Here is a 13,720-nt window from a genome sequence, read left to right as displayed (position 1 = left end):
AGCCACGGTTGCGCTAAACTAGCGCCAAATTTTATAGCCCCTACAGAAGGATTGAATGATGGTCAGCTTACACACCAATTTCGGCGTGATTAAATTACAGTTATTTGCCGACAAAGCCCCGCTTACCGTGGAAAACTTCAAAAGTTATGTCAAAGACGGTTTTTACGACAACACCATTTTTCACCGGGTGATTGACGGTTTTATGATCCAGGGCGGCGGTTTTACCCCAGACATGGAACAAAAAGAAACCAAAGGTCAGATTAAAAACGAAGCCAACAACAAAGTGCCAAACAAAAAAGGCACAGTGGCAATGGCCCGCACCAATGACCCACATTCTGCAACCTGCCAATTTTTTATCAATATCGCTGACAACAGCTTCCTGAACTTCACCTCAGAAAATTCTTCAGGCTGGGGCTACTGTGTGTTTGCTGAAGTCGTTGAAGGCATGGACGTGGTCGATAAAATCCGCGCAGTTGCTACCGGTCGTAAATTTGGCCACGCCGATGTGCCGGTAGAAAACGTGGTGATCGAAAAAGCAGAACTGCATGGCTAAGGGCTTAACCCTTGTTATCGCGGATTTGCATTTAAGTCAGGAACGCCCGGATATTACCGCGGCGTTTCTCGATTTTCTGAACAACACAGCCGTTAACGCCGATGCCTTGTATATTCTCGGCGATTTATTTGAAGTCTGGATTGGTGATGACAACCCTGCCCCCCTACTGACTCAGGTCGCGGATGCGTTGAGCGCTTTAAAATCCCAAGGCGTACTGCTGTACTTCTGTCACGGCAACCGCGATTTCCTGCTGAAAAAAACCTTTGCCAAGCGCGCCGGATTCGAGTTATTACCGCCTTATCACATCGCTGATTTGTATGGTAAAAAAGCGCTGTTGATGCATGGCGACAGCCTCTGCACGCTGGACTTTCAGTATCAGAAATTCCGATCCTGGTGGGACCAGCCCTGGTGGCAATGGCTGATTTTATCCACACCTTTGTGGTATCGCCAGCATCTGGCGCGTAAAGCACGGCGCATCAGCAAGCAGGATAAACAGCAAAAAACTGCCATGATCATGGATGTCACACCGGATGAAGTGCCCAAAGTGATGCATGAATACCAGGTGCAGTATTTAATTCATGGCCACACACATAGACCAGCAGTCCACGAATTTCAGGGGCTCGATGGCCAGCCAGCTTATCGTTATGTGGTCGGTGATTGGTATCAACAAAGCTCTTATCTCGCGATTACCGAACATGAGTGGACTCTGCATTTTTGCGCATTGGCCACCGAGCCACAGCTTTAACACCTTGCCAGTTTAGCAACAAATTCCGCATTGCAGTATGGAGTAACTGATGAAAAACAATGACCTACTGACGCCAATCCTCGGCTTTTTACAATGCGAAACCCCATCCCGCTGGCTGGAAGAAGCAGTAAAAGCGGAACGTTTGGCCGTTCTGCTGCAGGACCATCTGATTTGTGAGCTAAAAGCAGCACAAACGGCGATGTACTTGCTACGCCGGTATGCCTGCGATCAGGAAAGCTCCGCCACGTTGTTGCACTGGCTGAAACCCTTTGAAGATTTCGCATATCGGTTTAACGGTGATGTGCAAAGCTTAAAACAAGCAGAGAAACTAAATAAAAGCATTATTGGCCGTTCTGATTTTGCCCATTCCAATCTGATCATTGACCGGATGGTATTACTGATCCGCGAAGAGTTACATCATTTTTGCCAGGTGCTGGAAATCATGCAGCAACGGGGCATTCCTTATGAAAATATCACCGCCAGTCGTTATGCCAAAACATTGGTCCAAAGCTGCAAAACCCATGAGCCGCAAATCCTGATCGATAAGCTGATTTGTGGCGCCTATATTGAAGCCCGTTCTTGCGAACGTTTTGCCAAACTGGCCGAGCTGGTGGATGTTGAACTCGGCGCTTTTTACGTCTCGTTGCTGCGCTCCGAAGCCCGCCATTTTGCCGATTATCTGGAGCTAGCGCAGGTGATGTCCAAAACTGATATCAAACCCAGAGTGGACTTCTTTGGCAAGCTGGAAGCAGAGCTGATTTCCACGGCCGATGAGGACTTTAAATTTCATAGCGGCTGTCCGGTGTAAACAGCGGATGCCCGGTTTAAAGCTGGCTATTTAGCCCTGAACTCAGTCAATACTTGACGAGTGCTGTTCTGTTGGTCATAACTTAATCATGAGTGTTACGTTGTCGCTCAGACACCATCAGTACAGCAGTCGACAAGGATAATAAAAATGATACTAAACCATTTATGGGGGCTGTATGCCCACCCGAAAGAAGAATGGCATACCATTGACGCTCGTCACGAAAGTTTACGCTACAGTTTAATTCACATCATGCTCGTTGCTCTTATCCCTTCCATTTGCGCTTACGTCTCTGCCGTTCATATTGGCTGGAGCATTGGCGTGGGTGAACCCATTCACTTAACGTCCGACAGCGCGTTGATGCTCGGTACCGCCATGTATTTTGCGCTGATCCTCGGTGTGTTTGCGCTGGGTTATTTAGCGCACTGGATGGCACATACCTTTGGCTCGGAACCAACGTACACCCAAACCCTGGAACTGGCTTCCTATACGTCCACGCCATTATTTATGGTGGGGATCGCCGCCTTGTATCCGGAACTGTGGTTTGTGATGCTGGTTGGGCTGGCGGGTTTGTCTTATTCGGTCTATCTGCTGTACGTCGGTGTGCCAATTTTGATGCACATCCCGGAAGAGCGGGGTTTTATTTACGCCAGCTCGGTCGTCACTTGTGGCCTGATTTTATTGGTGTGTGTATTAGCGTCTACCGCTATTTTATGGAGCTCAGGGTTCCAGCCGGTGTTTACGCACTGACGACAGTCTTGCCTGGATCAGCAGAAGGTCTGTGTTAAAAATAGCAAAGGGAGCAGCAGCTCCCCTTGTTTTATCTGATGTTTTATCTGATGTTTGATCTGAAGTATCTTGCCAGAACTCAGTTCCCTTCGTTATAGGTTTCCAGATTTCCGGCCATTAACGCTGTTTTATTGCCTTTTTTGGCATCGTTACGCGAAGCATCCAGTTTATTCAGGTATTCCTGGGTAATGTCATTGGTGACATAAACGCCGTCGAACACTGAAGTTTCAAACTTTTTGATATCGGGATTCTGACTGCGTACGGCTTCGACTAAATCTGGCAACGATTGGAAAATCAAACCGTCAGCGCCAATGATTTTACAAATGCTTTCCACATCATGACCATGCGCAATCAGCTCGTTGGCCGACGGCATATCAATACCATACACGTTCGGGAAGCGGATTTCCGGCGCCGCAGAAGCGAAATACACTTTATTGGCGCCAGCTTCACGCGCCATATCAATGATTTGCTCTGAGGTGGTGCCGCGCACGATTGAATCGTCCACCAGCAACACGTTTTTGCCTTTAAACTCTTGCCAGATGGCATTGAGTTTACGCTTCACCGACTTTTTCCGCTCGCCCTGGCCCGGCATAATAAAGGTCCGGCCGATGTAACGGTTTTTCACATAACCCTGGCGATAAGGTAAACCCAGTTCGGTGGCAATTTGCAGCGCCGCGTCGTTACTGGTTTCAGGAATTGGAATAACCACATCGATATCCAGATGTGCCCATTCTTTTTTGATTTTTTCGCCCAGTTTTTTACCCATCGCGACCCGTGATGCATACACCGACACGTTATCAATGGTCGAATCAGGGCGGGCAAAATAAACGTATTCAAAAATACATGGGGTGTAGGTTGGGTTTTCCGCACATTGCTGGCTGTATAACTCACCATTTTCGGTGATATACACTGCTTCGCCCGGGGACACGTCCCGCAGCACGGTGAAACCGTCAGCATCAAGTGCCACGCTTTCTGAAGCCACCATATATTCGGTGCCCAGTGCCGTTTCACGTTTCCCCATCACCAGTGGCCGAATGCCATGCGGGTCGCGAAAAGCCACTAAACCATGGCCGATAATCAGCGCGACCACGGCATAACCACCACGCACTTTGCGGTGCAAATTGGTCACGGCGCGGAAAATTGCTTCCGGCATCAATTGCATCGAGCCGTCACCCTGTAGTTCGTGCGCCAGGGCATTGAGTAATACTTCAGAATCAGAACTGGTATTAACGTGACGACGAGCCACTTTAAACAATTCTGCTTTGACTTGTTCGGCGTTGGTTAAATTACCATTGTGCGCCAGTGCCAGACCAAAAGGACTGTTGACATAAAACGGTTGAGCTTCAGCGGTGCTGGAAGAACCCGCCGTTGGATAACGGACATGGCCGATGCCAATATTGCCCGACAACCGCTCCATATGGCGCTCTTCAAATACATCTTTCACCAGGCCATTCGCCTTGCGCAGCCGCAGCCGGTCCTGGTCGACGGTGACGATCCCTGCCGCATCCTGACCACGATGTTGTAACACGGTTAAACCGTCGTACAAGGCCTGATTGACCGGATATTTACCTACGATACCAACAATACCACACATGGAACCTTACCTCGTCAGCACGGATGCCTGTTGCATAAAACTCGAGTTGTCTTTCAGGTAACTGAAAAACCATTCAATAATAAAGTCGAATTCGGGGATCAGAACTGAGGCTTTCCACCAGTCTGATCCAGCTGAAGGCGTAAAAGCGTCCAGAAAAAACAACACAGCGCTGACCACCAACACCCCACGCAAGGCGCCAAACAACACACCAAGCAAACGGTCGGTGCCGCTTAACCCCGTGGAGTGAACCAGCTTGCCAACCAGATAGTTAATCAGTCCGCCAAGCAATAGCGCGCTGACAAACAGCAAGCCAATGGCGACTGCATTTCTGATCAGTAAATTTTCAATATTGGAGAAAAAGGGGGCGAGATAGGGATAATAATGACTGGCAACGAAAAACGCTGTGATCCAGACGATCAGTGAAATGGCTTCTTTTACAAAACCGCGGACCAGACTGATGACAGTCGATAATCCAATTATTGCCAGAATGGCATAATCAACCCAGACCATGTGCTTCCAAAGGCTGCTCGATGACGGCGCGCATTCTACCAAAAGGCGCGCCGGTTAGGCTAATTATTTTCAACCGGTGAAAAGGCCATCACCTTTAAGTTCTTCACCGCAGCCAGTTGTTGTAGTTGTGGCAGGCTACGTTCAAGTTGCTCTTTTTTCAGATCCGGCCCCACCAGCACGCTAATCATGGTTTGGCCCTGACCATTGGTGATTTTCCGGCTGAAGGTGGCAAAACCAGCCTGCCGTAATTTGCTGACTAACGCATTGGCATTTTGCTCTTTACCAAATGACCCCACTTTCACCACCCAGGCCGCTTCTGTTAACGGCTTTGGCGGAACCACCACTTTCTCGGCGACAGGCTTGGCTTCCGTCACAGCGGGACTGGCTGTTGCAGTTGTGGTTACAGGTTTCGCCGCAGCACTGTCGGTATCGACAGAAGCATAAGTTTGATCCGGCAATGTGTCGGTTGGTGCAGGATCGGTCGCTGCTTTATCGATCGCTTCTTTATCAATCAAAGCTGGATCGGTTACAGTTGGATCAGTCACAGCCCCGGGTTGTGGATCAGTCGTACTGCCGGCAGCTGACGGGTCGTCTAAGGCCGGGCTGGTGTCGGTTGGTACCGTCATCGCCTGTTGACGACTGGCATCATGCTGATCCTGTGCAAACACCTGTTGCTGCGCGACAGCGGCAAATTCAGGACGCTCCGGCACTGCTTTAAAATCATCTTTGACCACTTGTTTCTGGCCATCTAATAAATCCGGTAAAAACACAATGGCAGCTACAATCAAAATGGCACTGCCAATCAGCCGGTTTTTAAATACTTCGGTCATACGTTTCCCTGTTGCCAGTGTGCTAAAAACTGCGACACAGTGACAAATGAACCAAAAATCAACACTAAATCAGTGTCGTGAAGATCTGTACTCAAAGTAGCCCAGGCTGTTGCTACATCGGGGTAGCAAACAACATTTGCCCCATCCGGTAACTGAGCTGCCAGTAATTCACCAGTGGCACCACGCGGCGGCGGTAAACCGGCGCAATGCCAGGTACTAACCAGTCCGGCAAAATCGGCCAGACTTTGTCGCATGTCTTTATCTTTGAGCATGCCCACCAACACATGAATGCGCTGATAACGGGGTGCAAGCAAAGCAAGTTGTGATGCGAGGTAAGCCGCCGACTGCGGATTATGCGCCACATCCAGTAAAATAGCCGGTTGCTGTTGCAGCCATTGCATCCGTCCGGCTAAAGTTAGCTCAGCCAACACTGTAGCAATCTTGGCTGGCGGCGGCAATAACTGCAGCGCTTCCAGACATGCCAGGCAGGTGGCGATATTCTGCAGCGGCAACTTTACCAGCGGTAAATCGGTCAGCCGGGTGCTTTTCCCCTGCCACTGCCATGACAAGCCATCTTCGGCCAGCTGATACTGATAATCACGATTGACCAGACGCAGCGGCACCGATAGCCGTACAGCTTCGGCCAATATCGACTGCGGTACATCTAAATCACCAACTATGGCCAAGCGCTCTTGGCGGAAAATACCGGCTTTTTCGCGGCCGATACTTTCGCGATCGTTGCCAAGCCAATCCTGATGATCTAAGTCGATGGTCGTAATGACACAGGCATCCGGTTCAATAATGTTGGTGGCGTCTAAACGCCCGCCCAGACCGACTTCAATAATGCAAACATCCGGCTGTTGCTGCTTGAGCATGGCAAAAGCCGCAAGTGTAGTGAATTCAAAATAAGTCAGCGGCACCTCAGCGCGCAGTTGGTCGACTTCACGCAGTCCGGCCACCCATAACGCATCGGCAGCATCGACGCCATTCAGGCGCAGCCGTTCATTAAATTGCAGTAAATGCGGGGAAGTGTACACGCCAACCGAATAACCTTGCGCCAGCAACAGTTGTTCCAGACAACGGGCGCTGGAGCCTTTGCCGTTGGTGCCGGCCAGCAGAATTTTGATGCCGGGTAACTGCTGTAATGCACCGCGCGCTGCGACGGTTTGCACCCGCGTCAGGCCCAGTTCAATTTGATCAATAGGACGGCTTTGTTCAATAAACGCAAGCCAATCGGTCAGGGTCTGACACGATTGGCTTGTTGTTAACGCAGAAGAGTTCATAACGCCTTAGGCGACGCGATTCTCCGACACCGGAGAAGGCAGTCGCATGAATTTTGCAACTAATCGCGCAATTGTATCGCGCATTTGGCGGCGGTCAACAATCATATCAATGGCACCATGATCCAGCAGGAATTCGCTGCGCTGGAAACCTTCCGGCAGTTTTTCCCGCACGGTTTGTTCAATCACTCGCGGACCGGCAAAACCAATCAGCGCATTTGGCTCGCCGATATTTACATCACCCAACATGGCTAAACTGGCTGAAACACCACCCATGGTCGGATCCGTCAACACCGAAATATACGGCAGACCGGCTTCACTCAGTTTGGCCAAAGCGGCACTGGTTTTGGCCATTTGCATCAAGGACAACAAGGCTTCTTGCATCCGCGCGCCGCCAGAAGCGGAGAAACAAACGAAGGGCACTTTGTGTTCCAGCGCAAACTCAACGCCTTTGACAAATTTGGCACCCACGACGGACGCCATTGAGCCACCCATAAAATTAAATTCAAAGCTGGCGACCACAATCGGCATGCCTTTGAGAGAACCGCGCATCACCACCATGGCATCTTTTTCGCCGGTTTCTTTTTGTGCTGCGACAATCCGGTCTTTATATTTTTTACTGTCTTTAAATTTCAGAATATCCTGCGGCTCGAGCTCGGCAGCCAGTTCAACACCGGTATTGGTATCAAGAAAACTGGCCAGACGCTCGCGGGCGTTGATGCGCATATGGTTATCGCATTTTGGGCAAACGCCAAGCTGGCGATCCAGATCTGCTTTGTACAACACCGCTTCACAGGACGTACATTTAGTCCAGACCCCTTCCGGGATATTACGACGCGCTGACGACGAGGTTCTGGGCAGGATTTTTTCTAACCAACTCATAAGGATTCCTTTGTCTACACTGGACGATTTTCGCGCACAAATAGCCTGAACTTAGGCAAAATTCAGCGAAAACATGCCAAACGGCGGTTATTAAAACATAAAGGTGCGCAGCCGAACATAAAAAACTGGTCTTAGCTGTCGCCTTGAAACAGGTCAGTCCAGAGCATACGACCAGGGTTTATACCCAAAATCATTGAAGATTCGGGTAGGCGGCAACTGAGCGAGACCCCAGGAGCATAGCAGTCTATGTGACTGGGGCGAGTGAAGGCGGCCAACAACCCCGAATCCTCAAGGATGACGGGTTTAATCCGGCAAAAACAACGGCCCCATAGGCGAGGTCGGAATTTCAAACTGCGCCGGATAATCAACAGCCACCAAATACAGCCCTTCCGCTTTGGCCGTCGCCGCTGCTAAAGTCCGATCTTTGGCCGCCAGCAATTCACCCAGCCACTGTGGCGGACGTTTTTTCATGCCGATTTCCAGCAAACTACCGGTAATGTTGCGCACCATATGATGTAAAAAGGCATTAGCCTTGATATCAATGACAATAAAGTCCTGATAGCGTTCAATTTGTAAATGCATCAGATTGCGAAATGGCGTGTTGGATTGACACTGAATAGCGCGGAATGACGAAAAATCATGTTCACCCAATAGCAAAGGCGCGGCCTGTTGCATCAGGCTGACGTCTAAATCCTGATGATAATGACTTAAGCCCTGGCCCAAAATGGCCGGACGGTATTTGCGGTTGTAAATGACATAACGATAACGGCGAGCCGTCGCAGAAAAACGGGCATGGAACTCTTCGCTGACCGGTTTGGCCCAGCGCACGGCAATGCCGGTCGGCAGATTGGAATTAGCACCCATGATCCAGCCACGCATATCCCGCACGGCGCTGCTGTCAAAATGAATGACCTGGCCTGTGCCATGCACGCCGGCGTCAGTGCGACCGGCACAGAAAATTTCGATGGGTTCGTTGGCGACCTGGCTCAGCGCTTTTTCCAGCTCGCCCTGAATGCTGTTCACTTCCCGCTGACGCTGCCAGCCAAAAAAACCGGTGCCGTCATATTCAATTCCCAATGCGATGCGCATGCCCACTCCTCGTTAAACCGGCGCGAGTATAACAAAGCAGCTGGCAAATCCCAACGGGTGCAGCAAGACCGTGCTGTTTTTCAAGCTGTGACTGTGCCGCGCTGATCCACCGCGACAAGCTTAACAAGCTCATCTATCGCAACAGCTGACTAGCTTTGCTGCAGCGTTAACGCTTCTTGCTTCACGTGCGCGGGCGCATCGGATGCCAGGATCTCTTTAATTAGTTGCCCGGCGCTGTCGGCATCACCAATTTCGTTATAGGCCCTGACTAAATCGAGTCGTCCGGCGTAACCAGCATCGGCGTGATCAACATCACCCATTTCGTCGGCGGAAATTAAATCTTCAAAATCAGCCAGCCCGACATCAATATTAAGCACACCTTTATTGACCGGTTCCAGTTCGTCATCTTCCGAAGCCGCTAGCAACTTGTCGATATGCACATAATCCGGAATATCATGATCGGCAGCGGCAACCTCGGTATTTTGTTGCGTATACTGCGACGCATCAAGCTCTGCCAGCACGCGTTTTGCTGACTGCAGATCTTGCTCCGGCGCTACCGAGGCTGTTTCAAACTGGTCCAGTTCAGATAACATTTCATCAAAATTGGTATGTTCCAGTGCATGAAGCTCAGATAATATCGTTGGGTCGGTCGCCAGTGCATTGCCGACCACAGCGCTATCTGCGTCAACAACGCTGGCAAAGGCGGTATCAAGTAAAGCCGCTTCGTCCGTCAGATCATCGTCCGGGAAAATAATATCGGCATCACTATCACTCAGCAGATCATCCGACAATTCAAGTTCCGGATATTCATCCAATACTTTGCTCGGTCTTTCTACCGACGACAATGATTCATAGAGCCGACTGACCGAATTGTCGTCCAGCTCTTCTAAATCCGGCATCGGAGTTTTAGCGGCGTCGTGGTCATCAAGGGTGACAAACTCACTCAGATCTTCAGGCCCGGCAGAGGCAGTTTTCGACGCAGTAGGTTCAAAATCATCCAGCAGAATTTCGTCATTGTCGGTCAATTCCGAAAACTCTGCCGGCGTCTGCAGTTCTGATGCTGATGCTACAAAATCTGGCTCGTCATCATCATTGTCTTGCAACATTGAACTGACATCAGCCACCGAAATTTGTGCTTCTTCGAAATCTTCAGCGGCTTGCGCCAGCGCAGATCCCGGCAACGATAGCTCAGCCAATGTCGCAGCATGTAACTGGCTCTGCGCGCGGATTTCAGCCACTTCCGACAGAATATCGTCAAGTTCGCTGGCCAGATCCGCTTCATCCGGCTCAACCGCTTCGGTGATATGTTCATCTTCCAGTGCAAACTCGGCAGCAACTAACGCCAAATCGTCATCACTAAGTTCGGTCACTTCAGATTCAGCCAGCGTTTCTTCGGCCAGCGATTCAGCAAAAGCATCCAACTCTGAGCTGTCAAAGGTACTGGCCGGTTCGCTTTCAGGCATATCGGCAACAAAGTCGGCAGCAGTCAGATTTGGCTCAGCACTCTCCATCGCCGCCACTTTTTGCACCTTAGTGGGTTCGGCATTCGCCGCCAACAACGAATCAATATCAAAATCATCGTCGTCCATTTGCATGGGTGCTGCTGTTGACGTTGTTGTTGGTGCAGCAACCGGCGCTGCCGTGCTTTGCTGTACCGCTTGGGTCGAAGCCATTAACGCATCGATATCAAACTCTTCGTCCAACGACATCATATCGTCGGCATCGGCTGGAATATCTAATTCGATTTCTTCCAGCAATTCATCAAATTCGTCGGCTTGTGCTGCGGCGTTTTGCAATGCATCAGCGGCCAGTGGCTGATTAGATTGTAAGTCATCGGCATCATTGGCTTTTTCAATGTCAGCAGCTTCGCTCTGCTGCGCAGCCAGCGCCTGAGCGAAAATGTCATCCGGATCTTCAGCTTCATCCAAGTTGTCGAACAACGAACTTAAGTCATTGTCAGACAGTATATTTTTCGGATCAAAATCTTCTTTGGCAGTAAAGGCCGGTTCTTCTTCCAGATTATCAAACAACGATGATAAATCGTCACCGGACAGGATGTTATTGGCATCAAATTCGGTGCGTGGTGTGGCAACCGGCTCATCCAGCGGATCATCAAGTAAATCATCCAGATCAAATTCAGAACTGGCTTTGCGGCTTGGCGGATCAAAATTATCATCCAGTAAATCGTCAGCAAAGTCGGTCGCCGCCATCGATTTGGCTGGTTTGGGCACAAAGTTGTCGTCATCCAGCCGAATGCCGGAATTTAAACTGTCATTCAGTAATGAATCGTCGAGGTTAATCAGGCTGCTTTCATCAAAGTCCAGACTGTCATCGAGTGGCGGCAACGGTGAGCGATAGTTCGGATCAACGGTTGGCGATGCTGTCGCAGCAGACACCACAGCGGCGGCTTTTTGGCCACGGCGACGAATAAAGGACACGATAATCAGCAGTAACATAATGGCAGGCAACGAGGCCGCAATCGCCCAGCCGACCGGACTAGAGGCAAGTTTTTGCCAGGTTTCGGCAAAATTAAACCCTTCTTCGGCTTTTCTGATTTGTTCGCGCTGTTGCTCTAAAAGTTCGGTTTGTTGTAACAATAGCTGCTGCAACTGGGTTTGAATTTCGCTGTCTTTATCCAGTTTACTTTTCACCAGCGTCAGTTCTTCAACCACGGTATCCAGTTGTTTTTTCAGCTGCGTATTTTCGACGACGATGGTTTCAACATTGGCCATCGATGCGCCAAGTCGATTGCGAATGTCGCTCATTTGCTCGGTTTGCTGTGATTCAACCCGACTTAATTCTTCGGTGATCTGTTTGGTGGCTTTGGCGACATCTTGCTGACGGGCAGCTTTTTCATCCGGTTTGGCATTGGCAACACCACGAATTTTCTCCGCCCAGACCCGGTCGTCGTTTTCAGATTTGCGTTGTGCTTCTACCGCATTGATCGCAAGAATTTCGCGGATCGTCGGGATTTCCAGGTAAGAGCCTGGTTTAAGATGATTAAAATTTTGTTCGAGGAAGGCATCAGGATTTTTTAAGTAAAGCGCATGCATCACTTGATACATATTCAGCCGGGGATCGGGCCTTGCTTGTTCGGCCAAACGCCATAAAGTGTCGCGGGCCGACAACGGACCCAGCCGGGTGACTGCTGGCGCGTCAAACTCTTTCGGTCCACGCAATTTGGCGGTGGTATCCGCCACTGCAACCGTCATAAAATTGACAATCAGCAACAGGATTAATAATCGCAGTTGATGCATTCAAAATTCCCTAACCGCTTTGGTGTCAATTGGTCACCAGTAAACTGCGGTGCCATCACTTTTACACTTTTGATAAGGTGCTCCTGCAAACAATGTTCCACATTGCACAGTCACTTTGTTCTGAATTCTAAACCAGATCAGCAGTCAATGCGACGAACCGCCCGCAGAAAGCCCGCTATTTCACTGGTTATCTGCGACTTTGCGCGAATCTTAAGCGGCCCGATGGAGGAAAACGATATGGATGAGGATCATACGAGAAAAGAACCGTAAGTAAAAAGGCTCCCGCAGGAGCCTTTCTTGTTCAGTTGTGGTGTGACTTACCGCAGTAACTTCGCAGATGTAATTTACAGATAATCGCGGATTAAATGTTCAGCGATCTGAATACTGTTGGTCGCGGCGCCTTTACGCACGTTATCAGCCACCACCCACAGGTTGATGCCGTTTTCGTGCGAAATATCCTGGCGAATACGGCCAACAAACACATCGTCCTGACCTTGCGCATTACCAACCTGAGTTGGGAAATCGGCGTTATCTTCCAGCAATACTACACCTGGCGCATTGGCCAGCAGCGCTTTGACTTGCTCAACGCTGATTGGATGACGGGTTTCCAGATGCACCGCTTCGGCATGACCATAAAACACCGGTACCCGCACCGCAGTGGCGTTGACGCTAATACTGTCGTCGCCCATGATTTTCTGGGTTTCCCAGTGCATTTTCATTTCTTCTTTGGTGTAGCCGTTGTCCATAAACACATCAATTTGCGGGATCACGTTAAACGCGATCTGACGGCTGAACTTGCCGTCGCCTTCCACCGGCCGGCCATTGAGTAACTGCGCCGTTTCTTTGGCCAGTGCTTCGATGCCTTGCTGCCCGGCACCGCTTACCGATTGATATGTACAAACGTTGATCCGGCTAATGCCAACAGCGTCGTGAATAGGCTTTAACGCCACCAGCATCTGGATGGTCGAACAATTTGGATTGGCAATGATATTGCGGTTGCGGTAGTCGGCAATCGCCTGTGGATTCACTTCCGGTACTACCAATGGAATATCGGCTTCGTAGCGATAATGCGAGGTGTTGTCGATCACCACACAACCAGCTTCAGCGGCTTTTGGTGCATAAATAGCAGAAATACTGCCACCGGCGGAAAACAAACCAATTTGCGCTTCGGACCAATCAAACTTATCGGCATCCAGCACTTCGACTTTTTTTCCCTTAAAGGTGACAAACCCGCCAGCAGAACGACTACTTGCTAAAGGGATTAACCGTTTTACCGGAAAATCACGTTGTTCAAGAATTTCAATCAGATGCTGACCGACTAAACCAGTTGCACCTAAAATTGCGACGTCGAATTGCTGCGCCATAGTTTGTTTCCCCTAATGCTGG

General features: G+C 49.9%; 12 protein-coding genes. 4 read left to right on the top strand and 8 right to left on the bottom strand.

Going from position 1 to position 13,720, the window contains the following annotated elements; translation table 11 throughout:
• Window positions 1-58: 58 nt before the first annotated feature.
• From EOE67_RS05700 to EOE67_RS05685, 4 genes are all read left to right on the top strand, one after another.
• A complete protein-coding gene (locus tag EOE67_RS05700) occupies window positions 59-553 on the top strand; it encodes a peptidylprolyl isomerase (protein WP_068064266.1) in 495 nt (164 codons plus the stop codon).
• Window positions 546-1,298, top strand: coding sequence for a UDP-2,3-diacylglucosamine diphosphatase (gene lpxH, locus EOE67_RS05695; RefSeq protein WP_127698083.1), 753 nt, complete (start codon window positions 546-548; stop codon window positions 1,296-1,298). Before EOE67_RS05700 ends, lpxH begins: the two co-directional genes overlap by 8 nt.
• Before the next feature lie 49 nt (window positions 1,299-1,347).
• Window positions 1,348-2,106, top strand: coding sequence for a tRNA isopentenyl-2-thiomethyl-A-37 hydroxylase MiaE (miaE, locus tag EOE67_RS05690; RefSeq protein WP_127698082.1), 759 nt, complete (start codon window positions 1,348-1,350; stop codon window positions 2,104-2,106).
• A gap of 147 nt (window positions 2,107-2,253) precedes the next feature.
• Window positions 2,254-2,853, top strand: coding sequence for a Yip1 family protein (locus EOE67_RS05685; protein ID WP_068064272.1), 600 nt, complete (start codon window positions 2,254-2,256; stop codon window positions 2,851-2,853).
• Window positions 2,854-2,971: 118 nt separating this feature from the next.
• On the opposite strand, the gene purF is transcribed toward EOE67_RS05685, so the two are convergent.
• From purF to EOE67_RS05645, 8 genes are all read right to left on the bottom strand, one after another.
• Entirely contained in the window at window positions 2,972-4,486 is a 1,515-nt protein-coding gene (gene purF, locus EOE67_RS05680; RefSeq protein ID WP_127698081.1) for an amidophosphoribosyltransferase, read from the bottom strand.
• 6 nt (window positions 4,487-4,492) lie between these two features.
• On the bottom strand, window positions 4,493-4,996 hold the full coding sequence (locus tag EOE67_RS05675) for a CvpA family protein (protein WP_127698080.1): 504 nt from the start codon (window positions 4,994-4,996) through the stop codon (window positions 4,493-4,495).
• A 59-nt stretch (window positions 4,997-5,055) separates the two neighbouring features.
• Window positions 5,056-5,826: an SPOR domain-containing protein gene (locus EOE67_RS05670; RefSeq protein ID WP_127698079.1), complete on the bottom strand. Its 771-nt coding sequence runs from the start codon at window positions 5,824-5,826 to the stop codon at window positions 5,056-5,058.
• Window positions 5,823-7,109: a bifunctional tetrahydrofolate synthase/dihydrofolate synthase gene (folC, locus tag EOE67_RS05665; protein ID WP_127698078.1), complete on the bottom strand. Its 1,287-nt coding sequence runs from the start codon at window positions 7,107-7,109 to the stop codon at window positions 5,823-5,825. Before folC ends, EOE67_RS05670 begins: the two co-directional genes overlap by 4 nt.
• A 6-nt stretch (window positions 7,110-7,115) precedes the next feature.
• Complete coding sequence (accD, locus tag EOE67_RS05660) at window positions 7,116-7,988, bottom strand: acetyl-CoA carboxylase, carboxyltransferase subunit beta (RefSeq protein ID WP_068064279.1); 873 nt, start codon at window positions 7,986-7,988, stop codon at window positions 7,116-7,118.
• Window positions 7,989-8,291: 303 nt separating this feature from the next.
• Window positions 8,292-9,077: a tRNA pseudouridine(38-40) synthase TruA gene (gene truA, locus EOE67_RS05655; RefSeq protein ID WP_127698077.1), complete on the bottom strand. Its 786-nt coding sequence runs from the start codon at window positions 9,075-9,077 to the stop codon at window positions 8,292-8,294.
• 149 nt (window positions 9,078-9,226) lie between these two features.
• Window positions 9,227-12,334: a FimV/HubP family polar landmark protein gene (locus tag EOE67_RS05650; RefSeq protein WP_127698076.1), complete on the bottom strand. Its 3,108-nt coding sequence runs from the start codon at window positions 12,332-12,334 to the stop codon at window positions 9,227-9,229.
• Window positions 12,335-12,678: 344 nt separating this feature from the next.
• Window positions 12,679-13,698 carry an aspartate-semialdehyde dehydrogenase gene (locus EOE67_RS05645; RefSeq protein WP_127698075.1) on the bottom strand — a complete coding sequence of 340 codons (1,020 nt, stop codon included), beginning with the start codon at window positions 13,696-13,698 and terminating at the stop codon, window positions 12,679-12,681.
• Between the last annotated feature and the right edge of the window lie 22 nt (window positions 13,699-13,720).

The sequence above is a fragment of the Rheinheimera riviphila genome (assembly GCF_004005945.1).
Taxonomy (GTDB): Bacteria; Pseudomonadota; Gammaproteobacteria; order Enterobacterales; family Alteromonadaceae; genus Pararheinheimera; species Pararheinheimera riviphila.
The sequence above is the reverse complement of the archived record's forward strand: the minus strand, read 5'-3'. Positions and strand labels throughout refer to the sequence as shown.

Coding starts and splice junctions, on each gene's coding strand:
- EOE67_RS05700 (WP_068064266.1), top strand. CDS start 59: ATGGTCAGCTTACACACCAATTTCGGCGTGATTAAATTACAGTTATTT.
- lpxH (WP_127698083.1), top strand. CDS start 546: ATGGCTAAGGGCTTAACCCTTGTTATCGCGGATTTGCATTTAAGTCAG.
- miaE (WP_127698082.1), top strand. CDS start 1,348: ATGAAAAACAATGACCTACTGACGCCAATCCTCGGCTTTTTACAATGC.
- EOE67_RS05685 (WP_068064272.1), top strand. CDS start 2,254: ATGATACTAAACCATTTATGGGGGCTGTATGCCCACCCGAAAGAAGAA.
- purF (WP_127698081.1), bottom strand. CDS start 4,486: ATGTGTGGTATTGTTGGTATCGTAGGTAAATATCCGGTCAATCAGGCC.
- EOE67_RS05675 (WP_127698080.1), bottom strand. CDS start 4,996: ATGGTCTGGGTTGATTATGCCATTCTGGCAATAATTGGATTATCGACT.
- EOE67_RS05670 (WP_127698079.1), bottom strand. CDS start 5,826: ATGACCGAAGTATTTAAAAACCGGCTGATTGGCAGTGCCATTTTGATT.
- folC (WP_127698078.1), bottom strand. CDS start 7,109: ATGAACTCTTCTGCGTTAACAACAAGCCAATCGTGTCAGACCCTGACC.
- accD (WP_068064279.1), bottom strand. CDS start 7,988: ATGAGTTGGTTAGAAAAAATCCTGCCCAGAACCTCGTCGTCAGCGCGT.
- truA (WP_127698077.1), bottom strand. CDS start 9,077: ATGCGCATCGCATTGGGAATTGAATATGACGGCACCGGTTTTTTTGGC.
- EOE67_RS05650 (WP_127698076.1), bottom strand. CDS start 12,334: ATGCATCAACTGCGATTATTAATCCTGTTGCTGATTGTCAATTTTATG.
- EOE67_RS05645 (WP_127698075.1), bottom strand. CDS start 13,698: ATGGCGCAGCAATTCGACGTCGCAATTTTAGGTGCAACTGGTTTAGTC.